The organism is Lysinibacillus sp. FSL M8-0337, from assembly GCF_038593855.1.
In the GTDB taxonomy this organism is placed as follows: Bacteria; Bacillota; Bacilli; order Bacillales_A; family Planococcaceae; genus Lysinibacillus; species Lysinibacillus sphaericus_D.
Window position 1 is genome coordinate 4,152,039 of the sequence record NZ_CP151996.1, and the last position, 20,555, is coordinate 4,172,593.

The following is a 20,555-nucleotide window of genomic DNA, read 5'->3' on the forward strand; positions in this document are numbered from 1 at the left end:
TTGGCGTCATGTTGCGATTTATTATAGAAGTACCCTAATGAATTAAATACTTCTCGTATGGATGTATCACGTGTATTTAAAAGTTTCCTAAGCTCTTTTAACGACTTTTTACTTGCAATAAGCTCAGAAATATGGCCGTTTTTTTGTAAGCTCTAACATACTATTCACTCTCCTAATAGTTGATAATATATTAGTTAACTAATAATACTATTACTTTTCTCCGTGAAATGCACCCATTTCACGAAAAAAAAGAGTAGCGCTTTTTATATAATGATTCGTCAAAAACTAAAAGCTAGCTTGTACAAAACGTATTTGATGGTGAAACATTGGAGAAGCGTTTGAAAGCAATGGCACAAGGTTTGAATCGATTAATGAAATATAAAAAAGTATCTCAAAATATGATTGACTCATTCGATCAACAGAAGTAACCGTCAATAAAAAAAGATAGTTCGTATAATCAGCACATGCGTTAGGAAAATCAATAAAAGTTGATGATTGGAGAGAATATAGATGGAGAATAATACACTTTCTGGATTTCATATCTGAGGCATTGAAATTATATCCAAAGAAATATACGTGGCATATCCCTAAACATTTACGTGAATTTAATATTTAACCTGGTGATATTGTTGTTGTTGGAAAAGTGAAGTCACCCTTTTTAGTAGCAGAAGTTTTTCGGGAAGAATTAGAAGACACAGGAAAACGATATAAAAGAATTATAGGCGTTTTGGAAAAAGCGCCAGTAAAAAATTAAGTAAATAAAAAAAGATTGAGAGTAGCAAAAGCCGTTCTCTTTTTGTTTTGATAGGGGTTCATTTCTTATGTAAACAAAGTCGAAAAAATTGACTTTGTCTACTTCTTTGGTTTGAATCAAATATACAGCCATTGAACGGTCATTTTAAAAACTCTTTAATATCCGTGTTTCTTGAGGTGTTTTACATTAAGAAATGCTTTTAAGAATATAAAAGAGTGTCAGACCTTACTCATTTTCTACTTGAAAATTAGTTTGTCGACACTCTAGTAAATATTATTTTCGAAACATGATAGCAACAGCTAATGAAGATAAACCTACTACAATAGCTATTGGAATCGAACGAGCGGCTAATGCATCTGCTATATAATTTGATTGAATAACAATTATAAAACTGATCGATGAAATTATGAGTATAGTAAGCAAAAACCATTTAACGATCTGTTGAATCACTTTAAGAACCTACTTTCTATCAACTGAATAATGTTTTATAGCTGGTTTTCCTACACTACCGTAGTATGTTTTAGTCCATAACACACCATCCCAATTGGATCTGCGTTCTTGTACAATTTTTACTCTATGTGTGTGTCTTCCTTGCTTATAGTAAAAATCTCTACTAGAATAACCTGCGTTAGGACCCGATAAAACAACTTTTTCAGTTATTTTTTTGCTGCCCGATGCACTGAAACCGAAAGAAGATTTAACTGTTGGTAAAGCCTTACTCGGAATATCACTACTAAATGTGCCTGAAATAGTAGCTGATACCTCTATTGAACTTTCATAAGACATACCTCTTGCAACACTCATAATAAAATATGGTCTTGATAACCAAGACCAGCTTTGAGTTATACCCTGATCATAAACTAAATACGTGTCATATTCCCTATAATTGTCGAGTTTTTTGATTTCATCTAAGTTCTCTTCTATGTAGTATCCAATTAATACTTCGTAAACTCCATCATAGTTTTCTGTTACGGGTTCCGAAAGTTCAATATAGTTATAACCATCTAGAGTGCTTCCTGTCAGAAACTCAATTTCATTATCTGGAATTTTGTTATCCATGAAATTTGTTTCTGCTTTAGCAATATTAAGTGATCCAAATACAGTGAATATCAAAGTTGTCGCAATAATTAAAGACCAAATCTTTCTCATCATTACTACCTCCCTTTTTATTGAATCTCCTTTTTTTAAAAAGGTAACATGAGAATATTAAAAAAGTAATAATATTTTGTAAAGATTTTGTTACAGAATATTAGTAGAAAACACTATTTGTAGGAGGTCTATAATCGTTCTTTTGCAAAATAAGCTTTCTTTATCTCTACTTAACAACGCTAGACGATTCGTTTTGATGTATTGACTGCTCGCTGAAATCGCTGCATCTAATAATTGATACATAATCACTTCTAATCGCGCGTGAGACACCTCTACATTCGACGTTGATATAACAGCGTTTTGAGCCAAATTCTGATGTTTACTTAGATGTTTAAAGTCCTTTTTAGATTGCCATTTCATACGCAGTTAGACGGTAAATACTACTTAAAATACTTTCAAAATTAGCATGCTGCACATCAATGACACGACTACCACTATTCGTTTTCCTTAAATTATTTCCTTAATTTTTTTCATCGTCTTCGGTACATTTGCCTTCGTTATACTTAACGGCATTAGACAATGGGCAAAAATAATAATTCACCTGAATTAACAGTACCATCCAAAATTGTTATAAAAAGGACAGACACACGTGGCGGTTCAGGTAATACTAGTGCTCACACCTCCTACTATGTAACTTTTGAAGTTCAAAGTGAGGAACGTTTAGAGTTAAAGCTCGATGGTCGGAACTATGGACAGCTAGCTGAACATGACTTTGGCATACTACCGTTCCAAGGTACTCGCTTCAAAGCATTTGAACGCCAAAAAAGGAGAGCTACGATGAATAATCGTGCTCTCCTTTTGGTATGCAGCATTATTTAATTAAATATTTACCAAAGCCGCCTTCTGTATCACCAAGATATTCAATATTGCTACCAGCCGGAATGACTTTTTGGGCTTCCTTCGCTGAATGATAAATAATCTTCGTATTAGCTGGAAATGGTACAAATGACCAGTTATTATCAGCAGCAGGGTTAATCGTTTTGTTTGCCATAATATAGTCCACTACTGCTTGACGGTTTTCATAAGCATAGTTTGTTACATTTGTGCCTTCCGCGTTTTTAAATGTTGCCCCATAAGAACCACCAACACGATAATTGTTTGTGATGATAATGAATTCTCGCTCTAAATCAATTGGCTTGCCATTATATTGTACATTTTTAATGCGGTTTGCTTTGCTGTCTACAACATTACCACGACGATCGTATTTTGCTGGTGATGTTACATCAATTTGATATGTTAAACCATCTAATACATCAAAGTTGTAAGAACGTGCCTCAGCATCAATAATATTTTGTTCTTCTGTTTTCTTCGGATCAATTGTTGCGAAAATACCAGCAGCCATTTCTAACCATTCAATCGCTTGCGCACCAGTTACCTTAATTGTTGCAACAGTGTTATCGTAATGATAGATATCCGCCATGTTTTTAATAGCAAGTGGCCCTACAGGAATATTGGTGAAGTCCGCAGGGTTGTTGCGAGAGCCCGCTTTGAAAGGGGCACCCGCAGATAGGATTGGTGTATTTTCATCCGCAGTCCCTTTTAATTCTTTTTCAATAAACCACTTTTGAGCTTGTGTTACGATTTGAATAGAAGGATCATCTTGAACCATTGAGAAGTAACTGTGAATTGGTGCAGTTGTTTCACCAACAGCTTGACGAATATACGTTAATGTCCCTTCATGCGCTTCATTAATAGCGTTTAACACTGTTTGCGATGGTTTTAATCCTTCTTGTTTAATAGAGCGAATGGAGCCTTGTCCATCTGTCACAACCCACTTCGAATCTTGTTGTTCTAGTGTTAAATCAATCACGCCAAGGTGGCTACCATAACTACCTGCCATAACAGTAGGCACACCATTAATGGACCCTTTTTCTTGATCGACATTTTTAAGATCCTTGTAGTCGCCTGGGAATGTCAAATGTGAGTGACCTGTAATTAAAGCATCAATCCCCTCTATTTCAGAGATTTGGTATCCTACATTTTCAGCACCTTGCACATTTGTATCTTCGCCGATACCGGAATGAGAAAGGACTACAATGACATCTGCACCTGCTTTTTGCATTTCAGGAACAACTTCTTTGATTGCCTCTACAGGCTCCTGCATTTCTACTTTACCTTCTAGATGAATGGCATCCCATTCAATAATTTTCGTTGGTACAATACCCGTTACACCCACTTTAAGTGTATGTTTTTTACCTGTATTGTCTACCACCTCTTTATCAAGTAGAACAAATGGTGTGAACATATGTTTTTTTGTTTTTGCATCATACGTGTTGGCATTCACTACTGGATATTGCGCATCATTTAATACTTCTGTTAAAAAATCTAAGCCATAGTTGAATTCGTGATTACCTAAAGTACCACCATCATATTTTAGTGCATTTAAAGCGGCAATAGCTGGATGAACCTCACCTGGCTTTAACACATTTTCTAATGCTTTATAAGAACCTAGAGGCGTACCTTGAATTAAATCACCATTATCAAATAATAAGGTATTCGGATTTTCTGCACGTGCTTGTTCTATAAGTGAAGCCGTGTTCGCTAAACCGACGTCAGCAGATTCAGCATCTAAGTAGTAGTTATAGTTTGCTAAGTTAGTATGAATATCTGTTGTACCTAAAATTTGAAGAGCTACCGTTGTTGAAGTTGCAGGAGCTTTGTATTCAGCTACAAAACGGTCAACAATACTTTGCATCTGTTCAGTTGTTACATAGTCACGAGGACGAATGGTATTATCTTCGAAGCCTTGTAATAGATTTGCTGCTACAGCATTGGCTAAATCTTGCTTATGTGTTTCAGCTACTTGATCTGCGTCCTTGAATTTATCTAATTCACTAAGTGGCGCATTGTTTGTTACTAATCCACGGGCAGAAATTACAAAAGCTTGTTGGCGTGTTAATTTATCGTTCGGGCCAAATAATGTCGCAGTTTTACCTTTAATTAGCTTTAGTTCTACCGCTTTTTCCACATAAGGTGCTAAATCCTTAGGAACATCGGTAAAAGCAAGTGATGACCCGTCACCAAGCTCGATGTTCAAGCTGTCTACTAGTTCTTTTACATAATCTCCACGCGTTACATCATTGGATGCAGCACTAGCGGAAACGTTAAATGGAATAACAGTAAAAAGAACAAATAACAAGGCTAATACTGTAGTAATTATTTTCTTATTCATGTAACAACCTCCTCTTAATTCTACTTTATTCTATTATATGAATAAGTAGTTTTAAACTAATTATAGAACAATTTACAAATAATTCATACAATTGACCGATTATATAGACATGTAACAGGGACTTAATGGCTGTTTCCTACTTTTAAGATAACGATAGTGCCGTTACTCCACTTATACTCCAAATAATTATTATAAATGAGATTGTTAAAAAAATTTGTTCTTTCGAAATATCTGTTTGACCTTTACTAAGTTTCTTTAAAAGGTTAACAAGGCTCAAACAAAATATCATTCCATAGATCGGCATTAAATAAATAGAATTGAAGAAAAAAAAAGCAAGAAGTAATTCCATAATTAGACCTCCTACAAATAGTGTTTTCTACTAAATTCTACAACAAAAACCTTTATAAAATATCATTTTTCCGATATTCTTATAGTAAATTAACGAAAAAAGGAGGAAAAAATATGCTAAATAAGAAAACTTTATTTTGTTCTTTTCTTACACTCTTAGTATTCTTGAGTCTATCTTTTTTAAATGTTGAAGCTAAATCTGAGGACCCGCCTTTAACAAACGAAGACAAGAAGTATTTATACGAGGTTTTAAACTTCACTGATTTAGAAGTAAATACTATTCCTTTTGAAGAAGCAAAATTTCTAATAGAGAACCAAGCAACAATTGTTAGTGAATTCCACCAATTTTTTGATATGGATGACGTAGACTCAAATACTGATAAAGTTCCATCCTTCCGAATCTCAACAGGCGATTTAAGCTTTTCAGGGAAAATTTTAAAACTTAAAAATACAATCTCGGGCTATAATGCATTTTATGCTTATGCTACATATGATTGGTTAAAAAGACCCTTCTGGAAACTAACTGATAAAATATCAATTGGCTTCCCAACTAGTTTAGGTGTGTATATGCCTGCTAGTGGTGGTAATATTACAGGTCACCACGCTTCTCATTGGATTTACAATTCACAAACTGGTACGACTACTAACTATTACACGACAACAACAGTTTCTGACGCTGATCCATCTGGTGGTGTAGCATCTGCATTCAATCTTCATAACACAATTAATACTAACCATAGACTTCAAGGCCGTGTTTCTCAAACTTTCCACATTAAGACTTCATTAAGTGGTAAAGCAACTGTTAAGTTTGAATATGGACATAAAACAATCTCTGGATCACCTACTGTAAATTTAATTCCTTCTAGCGGTTTGGGAATTTCTCCATCAGGAAACATTGAGGTTAGGTCATATTATGCAAATCTTGATTACTAGTTAAAATACCTATTACAAAGAACACTTCACTAAACAAGAAAATGCCAAAATGCTTTTCAATCAGCATTTTGGCATTTTTTAATAACAACTATAATAAATTACTTACGCAGTTACAGTTTGTAGAGATTTTGCTACTTTTTTAACTGCTTCTAGGCCGTTTGCAATAATTTCTTCTGCTTTATCTTGTGAAGCATTATGACCTTCGATAATAACTTCTTCAATAATTTCCATACCGAATACGCCACCTACTACATTTTTAATGTAGTTTACAGACATTTCCATAGGTTGTGCTTCTGGTGCAGAATAGTAACCACCGCGAGCATTTAAAATTACAGCTTTTTTATCAGTCATTAGGCTAACTAATTGACCGTTTTCATCATATTTAAACGTGAAACCAGCTTGATATACATAGTCAATGAAAGTTTGTAATGTCGCTGGAATTGTTAAGTTCCATAATGGGAAAGCAAATACAACTACATCTGCTGCAGTTAGTGCATCCATCGCTTTTTGTTTTGCAGCTAATAGACGAGATTCAATGTCAGATAATTCTTCACCATTTTGAACTTTACCGAATGCATTGAAAAGATCTTGACCGAAATAAGGCATATCTTCAGCAAATACATCGAATGTTGTTACGTTTACATTTTGTACGTTTTCCATGAAAGTGTCGTACATTTTTGTTGAAATTCCGTCTGGGCGGTTGTTAGCTTTTACTACTAATACGTTCATTATATAATTTCTCCCTTGAGTTTCCTAAATTAATATCTCGAATTCAAGATATATCCTTATAATAAAAAAATTCCGATAAAAAGTCAATGTTAGGAGCCTCAGACTTTTGACTGAATCATTGTAAGTAAAATGCACAAACGCAATTACGCCTCGGCGTAATTGCGTCCAAATTTTTTTCACACTTGCTCGAATCGCTCATCTTTCAAATCTTGAACATCCGCCGGAGCTATTTAACTTGATTGTGCCAATTCAACATTTATAAAGGTTACAGAAGCAAGTTAAATCTGACAGCTATCATCTGTACAAACGCCTGCGTCTCCAGAGCCTTCCATCTTTAACCCTGGTTGTAAGCCTTCTTCCTCCGCTACTTTACGCAAAGTATTTTCAAACACTTCTTGCGGTTGTGCTCCAGAAATACCATATTTACGATTTAGTACAAAGAATGGAACGCCTCGTACACCAAGTTGAAGCCCTTCTTGTATATCTACTTCGACATCACCTTTAAATTCATCACTAGCAAGAACTTTTTCAATATCTGCACGCTTAAAACCAACTTGTTCTGCGATTGCCACTAATACCTCATCATGACTTATGCGCTTTCCATCGATAAAATAGCCATGTAACAGCGCTTCAACTAATTCACTAGCGTCACCTTGTTGTTCAGCCCATTTCACAAGTCGATGTGCCTTTAATGTGTTTTCTGCCATCATCTGATCAAAATTATAATGTAAGCCTACTTCTTTTGCGCGAGCTGTCACACCTTGTGTCATTTCTTTCGCTTTTTCTAATGTCATACTATATTTCTGAGACAAAGATTCATAGATCGACTCATTCGTATCTTCTGGTGTTGTCGGGTCAAGTTGATAGCTTTTATAAACAAGCTCCACTTGGCCTTCAAAGCCTGTATCCTGTATTGCCTTTTCCAATTGTTTTTTGCCAATGTAGCAAAAAGGACAAACATAATCTGACCAAATTTCAATTTTCATAAAAACACGCTCCTTTTGCTACATTGTAACGACACATGCTCTCTTCAAGCAATTTTTATGCTTCATTGCATAAATTTTCAAAGCTATCTCCATACTGAACGTAAAAACACTGTGAGGGTTATGTATGACACAATCTCTTTGGCTTGCAACAACCGACTCGGTTTCCTTGCCATCTTTAACAGCTTCGACTAAATGTGATGTTTGTATTATTGGAGGAGGATTGACTGGACTATATACCGCTTATGTATTAGCAAAAGCAGGTGTCGATGTTGTACTACTAGAGGCCAACTCAAAGCTTAGTCATGGTACGACTGGTCATTCAACAGGTAAATTAACTGCACAGCATGGCTTAGTCTACGCAAATCTTCTCGAAAAGCTTTCTGTAAATGATGCTAGGCTCTACTATCATTTAAATCAACATGCTGTAGAGAAAGCTTTACAATTCCTGCCTAAAGAGTCCATTCAGCCAGTTGACTCATACCTGTATTGTCAAACAAAAGAAGGCTACTCACAATTATTAAAAGAGTGGAATGCCTATAAAGTATTAAATGTAAAGGCAAAGATTACTTCTGAAACGGAGCTCCCTTTCCCTATTACAAAGGCACTTAGCATATCGCAGCAAGCTCAAATAAACCCTGTAATTGTAAGTAACTTTCTTATAAAAGAGGCATTATCAATGGGCGCGAAACTATATGCAAACACACGTGTCCAGCAATTACGGATAGCACAAAATGACTTACATACCGAAAAAAATATATCGGTTCAATATAATAAGCTTATTTTGTGCACACATTACCCAATTGAAGCATTCAAAGGTTTACAACTTCTCAAACTTTCTAATAACCGTTCTTATATGGTTGCCAGTAAAATAACGGAAACATACCAAGGACAGTATTTATCAGTTGATTTTCCTTCACGTTCTATTCGAACGACTACTATAAACGATGAGCACTATTTACTTCTTGGAGGGGCTAATCATATCGCAGGTGAAACGGCCAATACGAAGCCCTTTTACGATGCCATTCAAAATGAAATGAAAGTACATTTTGGGCAGGAACCACTTTATAGATGGTCGGCTCAAGATATCGAAACACCCGATATGGTGCCTTATGTCGGCAAAATTACGCAGTCCTTACCAAATGTCTTTATCGCAACAGGATATCGCAAATGGGGGATTTCTAATTCATTCGTCGCTGGAGATTTACTGTCTTCACTTATTACAGGTACTGCGAAGAACAACGATTCAAGTATGCTTTATTCGCCTGCACGTACAAAATTTGGTGCGCAGTTTATGCAAATGCTGAAAGTCGGAGGCTTTGTGGCAAAGGAACTAGTCACAGGCTATATTAAAAATGGAAATGCCCCGACTTGTACGCATTTAGGCTGTAAAACAAAGTGGAATGAAGCGGATGAGACATGGGATTGCCCCTGCCACGGTTCCCGTTTTAATGCCCAAGGTGAAGTGTTAGAAGGTCCAGCAGTTCAACCATTAAAGCTTGATTAATAAGGCACTGGTTGATGATAGCGTAACTAGTGATGCAAGCAGGAACGCACAAAACGCAAGACGCAGACATCAATGAAATGACATAGCAAAAAAGTGTTAGATTGATGGTAGTCAATCTAACACTTTTTCCCATTTTAGCCCAAGCTAATTCTTCAGTTTGGGCAATACTACACGATTTTATTTTAATGCATCCGTTAATACTGGAACGATTTGTTTTTTACGAGATACAACACCTGGTAAAACAACACGGTTGTTTGTCAGCTCTGCACCAAATGCTTTTGCTGCCGCTTCTGCTACTTGTCCTATTGCAACAGCTGTTGAATCATTATTTAAAATATCTGTTACAACGAAGAAGAATAAATCTAAACCATTGTCAGCAACATTTTTATTTAAAAGAATTTCTAATTCCTCTTGTCGACCAAGCACATCGTTAATATCAACAGCATTCACTTGGGCAACAACAGATTTATATTCACCAAACTGGAACTCTTTTGCATCTAAAGACAAAAGATCCTCTAAAGATTTATCTGAAAGATCAGCACCTGCTTTTAACATGGCTAGTCCATAGTCCGCAGCATCAACACCGGCGATTTTTGCAAGTTCCTCCGCAGCTTTTACATCCTGTTGTGTACAAGTTGGTGATTTGAACAGTAATGTGTCAGAAATAATAGCTGATAACATTAACCCTGCAATATTTGCTGGTATTACAACATCATTTTCTTTGAAAATTTTATTTAAAATAGTCGCTGTACAACCAACTGGCTCTGCACGGTAATACAATGGGTCAGCTGTTTGGAAGTTTGCAATACGATGGTGATCAATTACCTCTGTAATTTGTACTTCCTCAATCCCATCAGCCGATTGTTGGAATTCATTATGGTCTACAAGGATCACCTTTTCCGCTTCCCCTACTACAGAAGAAATAAAACGCGGTGCCTCAAAGCCAAATTTGTCTAGTGCATATTTTGTTTCATTGTTTAATTCGCCAAGACGTACTGCTTCAGCTTCTACTCCAATTTGTTGCTTTAAATATGCGTATACAATTGCAGATGTAATTGTATCTGTATCAGGGTTTTTATGTCCGAAAACTAAAACTTTGCTCATTAATACTTTTCCTCCTAAATGACTTCTACATTTTCATTTATTTTAACATAATTTATGAAAGAACATGATATAAAGTAAAACTTTCATCATACGCGACTTTTGAAAACTATGTTGTTGTTCATTCACGCTACACTATACTATAATAAAAGTATTTCACTCCATTTAATAGTTTATCTATTTTTTACCATGGATTTTTTTGATTTCCTATGTTAAACATAAATTTCCTTATTTTAGATAGATAGATAGTTGTGATTTTTATACAAGAAACGATAATTTTATGCTATTATCATGTAGTCAAAATTTTTAGGAATTACAGGAATGGGGATTGTGATGACAAAGAAGATGGAAAAAAAGTATATTCCTTTGGCAAGCTATTTTGACGTGGCTTCGCAAAGTGAAATTACTTTATCCTTTAGCGCATTAGAAAACATTATGGGACAAGCCTTACCCAATGCTGCTTATTTAAATAAGAGCTGGTGGAAAAAAACTAAGCCCCCTCTTACGCATTTTTTATCTTGGACAAATGCAGGTTATTATGTCATAGATGTCAAATTAGGTACAAGTGTCACATTTTCTCGCACACAGGAGAAAATATCGACGGATCATATTTCTGAAAATAACGAAAATACTTCTGCGTACATAATCCGAGCGATTGAAGCATCAGATGCTAGAGCATTTATTCTTTTACAGGAAGAAATCCTTCAACAAACTGACTTTTTGTATAATGTCGAAAATGAGTTAGAGCTAACTGTACAACAACTTAGAAAAAACCTAGCTTATTGGAAGCAATTAAAAAACCGTACAATTTTGCTTTGCATTTTAAATGGCACGTTTGCAGGTTATGCAGTAATTCATGGTTATAAGCACTCTAAAGCCAAACATGTTGCCTCAATCCACTTGGCTGTGAAAGAAGAGCACCAACGAAAAGGTATCGGCTCAGCACTTATGAAAGCAGTGGAAGATTGGGCTAGCCAAAGAAATATCTCTCGCCTCGAATTATCCGTTATGGAGCATAATGATGCCGCATTACAGTTATTTAAAAAACTTGGTTACGCACACGAAGGAACTCGCGTCAATGCTATTAAACTAAATGATACATTCAAGGCCGAATATAGTTTAAGTAAAATTTTATAAATTGTTTTTCAAGGATGTCTAATATTTTAGTTGGACATCTTTTTACTTTTCTCTACCTTGAGAACTAAAAACGTATAGATGAGCATATTACTCCATCTATACGCTATACTTTATCAAAATACTTGCTTTTCTCTTGCTACATCTAAAAATAATAAATTATTTTCTACTTGTTCATAAGATTGTTGATATTGAGCATATCGCTCTTTATCATGACTAACCATTTCCTCAATAAGAGCATGCATAAATGAAAATAGGACAGGTACCATATCTAAAGAGGATTGATTTTTTAAACCTAATGCAAATAAGGCACTTGCATAGTCTCTTATTGGTGACAACGCCGATCCTGTAATAGCAATAATTTTCACTTTTTTCATTTTCGCTATTTCAACAATCGTTTTCACATCATTGGAGTGTTTATCACACGAAAAAACAATTAATGTAGTACGTTCGCCCATGCTGTTGATTTGTTGAACAAGATCATCTGAATCTGTACGTAGTTGCTTTACATTTGGTCGTAAAGTTTTCAACGTATACGATAACCAATTAGCAATAGAGGCTGCTTGTCTTGTACCCAAAATATAAATTGTATCCGCTTCATGCATCCATTTAGAGCTTTTTTGAAGCACCTTATCGTTCACCAGATGTATTGTATCTTGAATGTTTTGCATATCACGTTGCATGATTTTAGCAAAGCTTGAAGTTCTTTGCTTGCTCGCCGTATATGTTTGTTGAGGAGGAACCCCTTCATGTTGTGAGTTTAAATAACTTCTAATCTCTTCTTGTAGCTCCACATAACCTGACAAATCCATTGCATAACAAAAACGAATAACGGTTGATTCACTAACATTTGCCTGTCTACCCACTTCAGCTGCCCCATTGGCAATAACGACCGTTGGATTACTCATAACAAATTGCGCAACTTTACGTTGTCCTTTTGACAGTCTTACAAATCTTTTCTTTATATTTTCATTTATACTCATTCCTAACAACCTTTCTTTCAAAGAAATTATCACGAATGGAGATTATTCCCTACTGACTCTAAATTCGATTAAAAATACAGTATCATGATTGCAATTTGAATACAATGACTTTTCAGAAAAATCTTTAATGTATTAACACACTAACGCACTAGTTCATAATAAAATGACATAAAATCTCTATATTTATCATATCCAAAGTATCTTTATCAACTTAGTAGTTGGATAACAAGTAATCTACGAATTGAAATTTTAACATATTTTAGAAACAATTGCATAAAAATAAATAAAACATAATTTTTATGTATTTAATAAAGCAGATTTCAAAAAAGTCTTGGATTCAAATTGAACCCAAGACTTTCCTTATGTTTACTATTCCAGTTCCATTTGTTTCGTTTCTGTGCCTAAAAATATGACACCAATAACCCCTATAATGATAGCACCACAAAAAATTGCAAAAATAAAACCGATATCATAGCCTGCTGTTAGTAATGATCCTACCAATAATGGACCAAAAATACCGCCAATTCGCCCAACTGCGGCAGCCATTCCTGCACCTGTACCACGAATAACCGCTGGGTACTGTTCTGGTGTATATGCATAGAGTGCTCCCCATGCGCCTAAATTAAAGAATGATAGTAGCATTCCTGATGTTAATAGCACTGCCATTGTTTCTGCATTACCAAAAATGAAAGCACTTACAGCGGTTCCAATTAAATAGGAAACAAGTACAAATTTACGTCCAAATTTTTCAATAAACCATGCCGCTGTAAAGTAACCCGGAAGCTGTGCTAAAGTCATAATCAACACATACTTAAAGCTAGTAATCATATCAAAACCTTTGCCGACCATTACACTCGGTAACCATAAAAACATACCGTAATACGAGAATACTACTGTAAACCATAGCACCCATAACATAAGTGTCGAGCGGGCATATTTTTTCGACCATACATCACGTATGTTGAGAAAGATGCTACGTTTTTTAGATTCAGCCTTCGCAGTAAACTGTGGTGAATCTGGTAAATGCCAACGCAGGTATATAGCGTACACTGCTGGAATTGCTGTTAACAACAAAGCGACACGCCAGCCCCATGTTGGGATAACAAAATAAGAAATCAGTGCGGCAATAAGCCAGCCTGCTGCCCAAAAGCTCTCTAGTAATACCACTACTCTTCCACGTTCCTTTGCCTCCACACTTTCAGAAACAAGCGTAGATGCTACCGGTAGCTCTCCACCGAGTCCCATCCCTACTAAAAAACGTAATGCCATAAATGCGATTAAAGTTGTTGTAAATGCCGAAATACCACTTGCCACAGAAAATAATATAAGCGTCCACATAAACACTTGCTTACGACCAACTTTATCTGCAAAAATACCAAAGAGGAGTGCACCAACTGCCATTCCTATAGAATTGATACTACCAATCCAGCCCATCTGGCTCTTAGTTAAATCCCAATCTACCGCGAGCGCTGTAATAACGAAAGATAAAATACCGACGTCCATTGCATCAAAGAGCCAGCCAACACCTGCTACACCCAAAAGCTTGTTACGTGATATAGATTGTTCTTGCTTAATTGTTGTCATCTTAACCACCTGTCTTTACACTTGACTTTACATTGCAAGTTTACTATACAGTTGTTTCAAGAAAGTGACAAGTAAAATTCAAATGACCGAATTGTTTAGACAATTTATTAATTGCTATTGAAAATATATGGTCATTTGCGTTAAAATGTCTCTTATACAAAAACAACTGTTCTTTCTATAAGAACAAAAGGAGATCGTTACGTTATGTGGAAAGGCCTTATTGAAGAATATAAACAATTTTTACCCGTAACAGAAAATACACCTGCTCTAACATTAAACGAAGGCAATACGCCTCTTATACATTTAGTTAATCTTTCTAAACAGCTTGGTATTGAGCTGTATGGTAAAATAGAAGGTGCAAATCCAACTGGTTCTTTCAAAGATCGTGGTATGGTATTTGCCGTAGCAAAAGCTATTGAAGACGGTAGTAAATGTGTTATTTGTGCCTCAACAGGCAATACTTCAGCTGCAGCTGCAGCTTATGCAACACGTGCAGGTATTCAATCTATTGTTGTTATTCCTAAAGGGAAAGTAGCCCTTGGTAAATTAGCACAAGCGACAATGTATGGTGCAAAAATTATTGAAATTGATGGTAATTTCGATGATGCTTTAAACATCGTGCGTCAAGTGAGTGAAACAACACCTGTAGCACTTGTTAACTCAGTTAACCCATATCGCATCGAAGGGCAAAAAACAGCTTCTTTTGAAATTGTAGATGCTTTGGGATCTGCTCCAGACTATTTATGCATTCCAGTTGGTAACGCAGGCAATATTACTGCTTACTGGAAAGGCTTTAAAGAATATAATGATGTCAAAGCTTCAGGTTTACCAAAAATGTACGGCTTTGAAGCAGAAGGTGCCGCAGCAATTGTAAAAGGTGAACCAATCGCTAACCCAGAAACAGTTGCAACAGCTATCCGTATCGGTAACCCTGCTAGCTGGCAGTATGCTGAAGCAGCACGAGATGAGTCTGGCGGCATTATTGACTCTGTAACAGACGAAGAAATTTTAGCAGCTTATAAGCTAATTGCAGGAACGGAAGGCATTTTTGTTGAGCCTGGTTCAGCTGCATCGTTAGCAGGTGTTATTAAATCTGTTGAAAACGGTAAAATTGCCAAAGGCTCAAAAGTCGTGACAGTCTTTACAGGTAACGGCTTAAAAGATCCTGACACGGCAATGAACGTTTCAACAGTAGACGTTGTTGCTCTAAAAAATGATGAAGAAGAAATCCGTAAATACATTGAGGGCGTACTATGAGTAAAAAGTGGCAAATCACCGTTCCTGGGAGCACAGCCAATTTAGGTCCTGGCTTTGATTCTATTGGACTCGGCTTGTCTCTTTACTTGAAATTAGATGTTTCCCTACAGGATAGTTGGGAGATTATACATCTCGATGACAACGGTCCTAGTGAATTTGAGCTTGAACAACATTTACTATACATTATTGCCAAAAAAATCGCTGATCAGTATAAGAAGAATTTACCTACTTGCCGTGTTGAAATGGCAAGCGAACTTCCTTTAGCTCGTGGTTTGGGCAGTAGTGCAGCCGTTATTGTTGCGGGTATTGAACTAGCCAACCAATTATGCGATTTGAAGTTAACTGTGCAAGATAAGTTAAATCTATCTTCTCAGATTGAAGGGCATCCTGATAATGCTACTGCCTCAGTACTTGGAGGCTTAACTATATCTTCAATGGATGAAAACGGTATTGTAGATACTTTCCATGTCAATGATATCAATGCTTCATTTGTTGTTTATGTCCCTGATGTGGAGTTGAAAACGAGTGAGTCTCGCTCGGTATTACCAAAACAATTTGATCGGGCGTATGCAGTACGTGCTTCTGCAAATGCAAATATGCTAGCTGCATCATTAATGGTTCGAGATTTTGAACGTGCTGGGCACTATATGGAAGCTGATTTGTTCCATGAGCCTTTCCGTTCAACATTAATACCACAGTATGCGGAGATTAAAGAAGCTGCTAAAGCAAATGGTGCATATGGTACAGCGTTAAGTGGCGCTGGTCCGACCCTAATTTCCATCATTCCTACTGCTATTGCCGAAGACTTTGTTGCAACAATGCAAGCAAAATTCCCAGAACATCATATCATTCTAACGAAGGCCGATGAGCATGGTGTACAAGTAATATAAATTTACAACGTCTACTTTAAAGTAGGCGTTTTTTCTTGAAGGAGGCTGTAACTTGAAACCAATTATATTTTGCGACTTTGACGGCACTATAACTGAAACGGATAATATCGTCTCACTTATGACGCATTTTGTCCCTGAACAATCTGAGAAAATTGCAAAGGCGATGATGGCCCAAACAATAAGCTTTAAAGACGGTATTACAGCTATGTTTGAACTATTATCAACTAACCAAAAAGACGACATCATTCAATATTTATTGGAGACCGCTGTTATTCGTGAAGGCTTTAGAGAATTCGTTCACTATGCACAGGAACACCATATTCCCTTTTACATTGTCAGTGGAGGGGTGGATTTTTTCATACAACCAATGCTTGAAAAGTTTGGTCCATTTTCAGGGGTTTATTGCAATAGTGCTGACTTTTCTGGAGAGCAAATTACTATAGTTTATCCAAATAGCTGCGATGCACAATGCGCAAAGTTTACAACCCAAAGTTGCGGATGCTGTAAACCAACTGTTATGCGTCAAATGGCACAGCCCGATCATTTCAAAATTGTTATTGGTGACTCTATTTCTGATTTTGAAGCTGCTAAACAAGCGGATTTAGTATTAGCTAGAGAACAGTTAATTGACCGCTGTAAAGATTTACAAGTTCCTTACGAGCCATTTAACACTTTTTATGATTGCTTGGAAACAGTTAAAAAATTAATAGAAGTATAAAAAAAGGAATCTAGCCGATATCCATTGACTAGATTCCTTTTTCATTTAATTATGCTAATAATACTAGACTAATAGCCATTACAGCCATTCCTGCAACTAATCCATACATCGATAAATGTGTTTCATCGTAGCGCTGTGCAGCGGGGAGTAGCTCATCTAATGATATAAAGACCATAATTCCGGCAACACCGGCAAATACAATCCCAAACATGACGTCTGTTAAAAAGGGCATTAATAGCAAATACGCTACTAGCGCACCAACAGGCTCTGCTAACCCGGATAAAAATGATAGTTTAAACGCTTTTCTACGATTCCCTGTAGCAAAAAAAATAGGTACTGATACAGCAATTCCCTCTGGAATATTATGAATGGCTACAGCAATTGCAATAGCAATACCAACATTCGGATCGTTTATGGCGGACATAAATGTCGCAATACCTTCAGGGAAATTATGAATCCCAATGGCAAGAGCCGTGAAAACGCCCATCTTCATCAGATGGTTTTCATCTACCTGTGGTTTTACGGCATTAACATCTTCAACAAGCTTAACCTCATGTGGATTAGTAGATTTGGGAATAAATTTATCAATCAATGCTATAAATAACATTCCGCCAAAGAAACCTGCAATCGTTAACCAATAACCATTTGTTGTGCCTAAAGCATTCGTTAAAGCATCTTTTGCTTTTACGAATATTTCCACAAGTGATACATAAATCATAACACCAGCGGAAAATCCAAGGGCTATTGATAAAAATTTTGTATTTGTGCGTGATGTAAAAAATGCTATTAAGCTCCCTACTCCTGTTGCAAGTCCAGCAAAAAGGGTTAACCCTAAGGCGAATAATATTGATCCTTCCAAGTCCTTCTTCCTTTTCTCTTTTTCTTATTGTACTCATCTTAGCTTAAAAGTTTCCTAGAAGCAATTCTTTTTTACTAGGTAAATATTCTATACAAAAACTTAATAAAATTTTCATTTAAAGGAAGTAGCTCATATAAAGGACTGTCTGAAAAAGTGCATACCATCATGCGCTATTCTATTACGTAAAATCCACTTCACTTTCCATGGGCACGTCTTTCGACTGGCACTACTAAAAAGAGCAGCACCCTTAGAAGGGTACTGCTCACATTAGCACTATTGTTTTATAGTATTCTTTTTATATAATCGTTTACGTCGCTCATACCAAAGTACACAAATGATAAACCATGTGTAACCGACGCACCAGCCAGCCAGTACATCGGAAGCAAAATGACGCGCACCTGCTATACGTGATAGACCAATCAGTATTGTTAGTACAATTGCCCCTACCCACAGCTGTATTTGACGTGCTTTGCTGTTATTTTCAGATAACAAATAAGCAACCGTAAACAAATATAAAATTCCTGACATGGCATGTCCTGATGGGAAACTAAACGATGTTAATTGATCTTCTATTTCTGGTCGAGGTCGTTGAATCCATTTTTTTAGCAATTGATTCAGTACATTACCTCCAGCAAATGTTAACAAAACAAATAGCATGCCTCGGTAATTTTTTACCCTCCATGCTAAATACACCATCAATATAAGTGCAACTGTAATTACAAAACTCGGCTCACCAATATAATGAAAAGCTTCGATAAACGGATTGCCAAATAATACGTCTGCCACTTTTGAATCAAAATTGAAAATCGTCTCACCTTGGTATGTTAACCGCAACATAAAAAAAGCTATTAGTGTTACTATTGCTAATGGAAATGCCCATTTTTTTATCAAAATTTCACCTCAAAAATACATTCACGATTTGTTTTTTCACATCATACCATAATTACGTGAAATAGAGGAGTATATGCATATATTTCGGCATTTATAGCATTAGTAAGCACTTAATATCATAAGCTAGCCGAATAGATGCTTCATTCGGTTTATTGAAGTAATTTGAAAGTGCTAATGCAACAATAAATAAAATAGCTATTATAGGTAGTATTTTTCTAAACAACACCAGCACTCTCCTAACCTCTGATATTTAATTCTTCAGACTATTTTAATAATACAGGATCAAATAACCAATCCTTCGGTCCAAAGTTTTGGTCTTTTTCCCCTCTCACTTCTCTAGAAATACGATTATTAATAATTAACTCTCTGAACTTTCTACTAAACAATGTTTTTCTGTACAGATATCTGCCATCATGGCTCCATTCAGAAGAATAAAATACATCACCATTTAATTTTAGTATATCGTTACGATCATAAATATCAGGACCATTAATGACACCGCTTAACCCACATTTGCAAGGCGGTTGTTCAGTAGCAAAATACAGTTTAATTCTTTCTGCACTACATACAGGCATTATCTGTGTTGGGATTATTTGATATGCCGGCTGTTTCCCAACTTCTGATCCGCTATGAATTACTTCTAATAGTTCATAGCCTTCAATTTTAGCTTGCTCCATTAGTGCCACTAATTCTTCGGAGGCTACCCAATACCCACTTACATGGACTAAATGACGATCCTTCATTTGCGATGTATCAATGACTAATGGTGATAGTTGCTCTTTTTCCATAAGACCACACTGCTTACAATACGTACTAATAGAAAATAAAGTGCCTTTATCATCTACAAACATCTCTGGGGAGTTACCCGTAGAATTTAAAGTAAATAATGGCGCTTGTTGATATTCGCTAGCCGAAAAATCAAAGTAAAAACGTTCTCCAATAGAGACAATCCCTAATTCATGTTCCAATGATTTATATAATGCTGCCACCTGCTCATACGTCACATCTTCATTTAAAGTAAAAATAGGATTAAAAGATGCCTTCAAATTTCTTTTTCTGATTTCAGGCGCACCTACCACAATACCATAGCGATTATAAACTTTAATGACTTGATCTTTATTAGATTCATCTATAGAGATTAAATTTTCAAGTTCTACTTTCAAATTATACGCCTACCTTTATTAAAGTTTTATCATGAATATGCTGTCTAGCTAGTAACATTACAAAAAAATCCACATTCTACTATATAAATAAAATAGAAATTTACTAATTAATAAATCCTACACTTACATTAATACTCACTATGGCAAATAAACTTAACTACGATTAAGTTAAGCGTACCAGTACTTATACCACCATTTCAATGTTGTGTTTACGCCACTTTTTTGGCGGACTTCACTGATTTTTTGGCGTGATTTGGCGGTAATACAAAAAAACACCGCCAAAATATGGCGGTGTTTAATACACCTAATAGGTATATAGAATTATAAATATAGTAAATTACCCTAAGTATACTATAGGTGTCTTGAGACACCCTAAAATACATCCTTTTGTAGTAAAATA

Annotated in this window: 20 protein-coding genes; 8 read left to right on the forward strand and 12 right to left on the reverse strand. The window is 35.9% G+C overall.

The window, feature by feature from the left end; all coding sequences use genetic code 11:
• The first annotated feature begins 643 nt into the window (after positions 1-643).
• Positions 644-754, forward strand: a complete 111-nt coding sequence (locus MKY08_RS20205) for a DUF5839 family protein (RefSeq protein ID WP_256093114.1) — start codon at positions 644-646, stop codon at positions 752-754.
• 273 nt (positions 755-1,027) lie between these two features.
• Here MKY08_RS20205 and MKY08_RS20210 read toward each other — a convergent pair whose 3' ends face one another.
• A complete protein-coding gene (locus MKY08_RS20210; RefSeq protein ID WP_158497910.1) occupies positions 1,028-1,204 on the reverse strand; it encodes a hypothetical protein in 177 nt (58 codons plus the stop codon).
• Between the two features lie 9 nt (positions 1,205-1,213).
• Positions 1,214-1,903 (reverse strand): hypothetical protein, encoded by a 690-nt coding sequence (locus tag MKY08_RS20215; protein WP_025220721.1) that lies wholly within the window; start codon positions 1,901-1,903, stop codon positions 1,214-1,216.
• A 519-nt stretch (positions 1,904-2,422) separates the two neighbouring features.
• On the opposite strand from MKY08_RS20215, the gene MKY08_RS20220 reads away from it, so the two are divergent.
• On the forward strand, positions 2,423-2,722 hold the full coding sequence (locus MKY08_RS20220) for a DUF2500 domain-containing protein (RefSeq protein WP_256093113.1): 300 nt from the start codon (positions 2,423-2,425) through the stop codon (positions 2,720-2,722).
• Here MKY08_RS20220 and MKY08_RS20225 read toward each other — a convergent pair.
• Positions 2,715-5,075, reverse strand: a complete 2,361-nt coding sequence (locus tag MKY08_RS20225; RefSeq protein ID WP_069508907.1) for a bifunctional 2',3'-cyclic-nucleotide 2'-phosphodiesterase/3'-nucleotidase — start codon at positions 5,073-5,075, stop codon at positions 2,715-2,717. The genes MKY08_RS20220 and MKY08_RS20225 overlap by 8 nt on opposite strands.
• A 142-nt stretch (positions 5,076-5,217) precedes the next feature.
• Positions 5,218-5,424, reverse strand: a complete 207-nt coding sequence (locus MKY08_RS20230) for a hypothetical protein (protein WP_069508904.1) — start codon at positions 5,422-5,424, stop codon at positions 5,218-5,220.
• 113 nt (positions 5,425-5,537) lie between these two features.
• Here MKY08_RS20230 and MKY08_RS20235 point away from each other — a divergent pair, with 113 nt between their 5' ends.
• The gene (locus tag MKY08_RS20235) at positions 5,538-6,356 is read left to right on the forward strand and encodes a hypothetical protein (protein WP_069508902.1); all 819 of its coding nucleotides are present in this window, start codon (positions 5,538-5,540) and stop codon (positions 6,354-6,356) included.
• 102 nt (positions 6,357-6,458) lie between these two features.
• Here the strand turns inward: MKY08_RS20235 and MKY08_RS20240 are convergent, their stop codons facing one another.
• On the reverse strand, positions 6,459-7,085 hold the full coding sequence (locus MKY08_RS20240) for an FMN-dependent NADH-azoreductase (protein WP_024361348.1): 627 nt from the start codon (positions 7,083-7,085) through the stop codon (positions 6,459-6,461).
• Positions 7,086-7,363: 278 nt separating this feature from the next.
• A complete protein-coding gene (locus MKY08_RS20245; protein WP_069508899.1) occupies positions 7,364-8,071 on the reverse strand; it encodes a DsbA family oxidoreductase in 708 nt (235 codons plus the stop codon).
• A gap of 124 nt (positions 8,072-8,195) precedes the next feature.
• Here MKY08_RS20245 and MKY08_RS20250 point away from each other — a divergent pair, with 124 nt between their 5' ends.
• Positions 8,196-9,575, forward strand: coding sequence for an FAD-dependent oxidoreductase (locus tag MKY08_RS20250; protein ID WP_069508895.1), 1,380 nt, complete (start codon positions 8,196-8,198; stop codon positions 9,573-9,575).
• 177 nt (positions 9,576-9,752) lie between these two features.
• On the opposite strand, the gene MKY08_RS20255 is transcribed toward MKY08_RS20250, so the two are convergent.
• Positions 9,753-10,679: a manganese-dependent inorganic pyrophosphatase gene (locus MKY08_RS20255; protein ID WP_069508892.1), complete on the reverse strand. Its 927-nt coding sequence runs from the start codon at positions 10,677-10,679 to the stop codon at positions 9,753-9,755.
• Positions 10,680-11,009: 330 nt separating this feature from the next.
• Between MKY08_RS20255 and MKY08_RS20260 the strand changes: the two genes are divergently transcribed.
• Positions 11,010-11,813, forward strand: coding sequence for a GNAT family N-acetyltransferase (locus MKY08_RS20260; RefSeq protein ID WP_069509015.1), 804 nt, complete (start codon positions 11,010-11,012; stop codon positions 11,811-11,813).
• A 113-nt stretch (positions 11,814-11,926) separates the two neighbouring features.
• Here the strand turns inward: MKY08_RS20260 and MKY08_RS20265 are convergent, their stop codons facing one another.
• On the reverse strand, positions 11,927-12,793 hold the full coding sequence (locus MKY08_RS20265; protein WP_069508890.1) for a MurR/RpiR family transcriptional regulator: 867 nt from the start codon (positions 12,791-12,793) through the stop codon (positions 11,927-11,929).
• Positions 12,794-13,162: 369 nt separating this feature from the next.
• Positions 13,163-14,377: an MFS transporter gene (locus MKY08_RS20270; protein ID WP_069508888.1), complete on the reverse strand. Its 1,215-nt coding sequence runs from the start codon at positions 14,375-14,377 to the stop codon at positions 13,163-13,165.
• A gap of 204 nt (positions 14,378-14,581) precedes the next feature.
• On the opposite strand from MKY08_RS20270, the gene thrC reads away from it, so the two are divergent.
• From thrC to MKY08_RS20285, 3 genes are read left to right on the forward strand one after another with little or no spacing between them, the layout of a single operon-like run.
• Positions 14,582-15,634, forward strand: coding sequence for a threonine synthase (thrC, locus tag MKY08_RS20275; protein WP_069508886.1), 1,053 nt, complete (start codon positions 14,582-14,584; stop codon positions 15,632-15,634).
• Positions 15,631-16,524, forward strand: coding sequence for a homoserine kinase (thrB, locus tag MKY08_RS20280; protein WP_069508884.1), 894 nt, complete (start codon positions 15,631-15,633; stop codon positions 16,522-16,524). The genes thrC and thrB overlap by 4 nt, the downstream gene beginning before the upstream one ends.
• A gap of 52 nt (positions 16,525-16,576) precedes the next feature.
• Positions 16,577-17,242 carry a 2-hydroxy-3-keto-5-methylthiopentenyl-1-phosphate phosphatase gene (locus tag MKY08_RS20285; RefSeq protein ID WP_069508882.1) on the forward strand — a complete coding sequence of 222 codons (666 nt, stop codon included), beginning with the start codon at positions 16,577-16,579 and terminating at the stop codon, positions 17,240-17,242.
• A gap of 49 nt (positions 17,243-17,291) precedes the next feature.
• Here the strand turns inward: MKY08_RS20285 and zupT are convergent, their stop codons facing one another.
• The 3 genes from zupT to MKY08_RS20300 form a co-directional block, all read right to left on the reverse strand.
• Complete coding sequence (zupT, locus tag MKY08_RS20290; protein WP_024361358.1) at positions 17,292-18,101, reverse strand: zinc transporter ZupT; 810 nt, start codon at positions 18,099-18,101, stop codon at positions 17,292-17,294.
• A gap of 273 nt (positions 18,102-18,374) precedes the next feature.
• Positions 18,375-18,989 (reverse strand): phosphatase PAP2 family protein, encoded by a 615-nt coding sequence (locus MKY08_RS20295; protein ID WP_069509013.1) that lies wholly within the window; start codon positions 18,987-18,989, stop codon positions 18,375-18,377.
• Between the two features lie 266 nt (positions 18,990-19,255).
• Entirely contained in the window at positions 19,256-20,155 is a 900-nt protein-coding gene (locus MKY08_RS20300; protein WP_069508880.1) for a hypothetical protein, read from the reverse strand.
• Positions 20,156-20,555 lie beyond the last annotated feature (400 nt).

What these genes read in the sequence shown, in the direction of transcription:
- MKY08_RS20215 (WP_025220721.1), bottom strand. Translation starts at nt 1,903, where the DNA reads ATGAGAAAGATTTGGTCTTTAATTATTGCGACAACTTTGATATTCACT.
- MKY08_RS20220 (WP_256093113.1), top strand. Translation starts at nt 2,423, where the DNA reads ATGGGCAAAAATAATAATTCACCTGAATTAACAGTACCATCCAAAATT.
- MKY08_RS20225 (WP_069508907.1), bottom strand. Translation starts at nt 5,075, where the DNA reads ATGAATAAGAAAATAATTACTACAGTATTAGCCTTGTTATTTGTTCTT.
- MKY08_RS20230 (WP_069508904.1), bottom strand. Translation starts at nt 5,424, where the DNA reads ATGGAATTACTTCTTGCTTTTTTTTTCTTCAATTCTATTTATTTAATG.
- MKY08_RS20235 (WP_069508902.1), top strand. Translation starts at nt 5,538, where the DNA reads ATGCTAAATAAGAAAACTTTATTTTGTTCTTTTCTTACACTCTTAGTA.
- MKY08_RS20240 (WP_024361348.1), bottom strand. Translation starts at nt 7,085, where the DNA reads ATGAACGTATTAGTAGTAAAAGCTAACAACCGCCCAGACGGAATTTCA.
- MKY08_RS20245 (WP_069508899.1), bottom strand. Translation starts at nt 8,071, where the DNA reads ATGAAAATTGAAATTTGGTCAGATTATGTTTGTCCTTTTTGCTACATT.
- MKY08_RS20250 (WP_069508895.1), top strand. Translation starts at nt 8,196, where the DNA reads ATGACACAATCTCTTTGGCTTGCAACAACCGACTCGGTTTCCTTGCCA.
- MKY08_RS20255 (WP_069508892.1), bottom strand. Translation starts at nt 10,679, where the DNA reads ATGAGCAAAGTTTTAGTTTTCGGACATAAAAACCCTGATACAGATACA.
- MKY08_RS20260 (WP_069509015.1), top strand. Translation starts at nt 11,010, where the DNA reads ATGACAAAGAAGATGGAAAAAAAGTATATTCCTTTGGCAAGCTATTTT.
- MKY08_RS20265 (WP_069508890.1), bottom strand. Translation starts at nt 12,793, where the DNA reads ATGAGTATAAATGAAAATATAAAGAAAAGATTTGTAAGACTGTCAAAA.
- MKY08_RS20270 (WP_069508888.1), bottom strand. Translation starts at nt 14,377, where the DNA reads ATGACAACAATTAAGCAAGAACAATCTATATCACGTAACAAGCTTTTG.
- thrC (WP_069508886.1), top strand. Translation starts at nt 14,582, where the DNA reads ATGTGGAAAGGCCTTATTGAAGAATATAAACAATTTTTACCCGTAACA.
- thrB (WP_069508884.1), top strand. Translation starts at nt 15,631, where the DNA reads ATGAGTAAAAAGTGGCAAATCACCGTTCCTGGGAGCACAGCCAATTTA.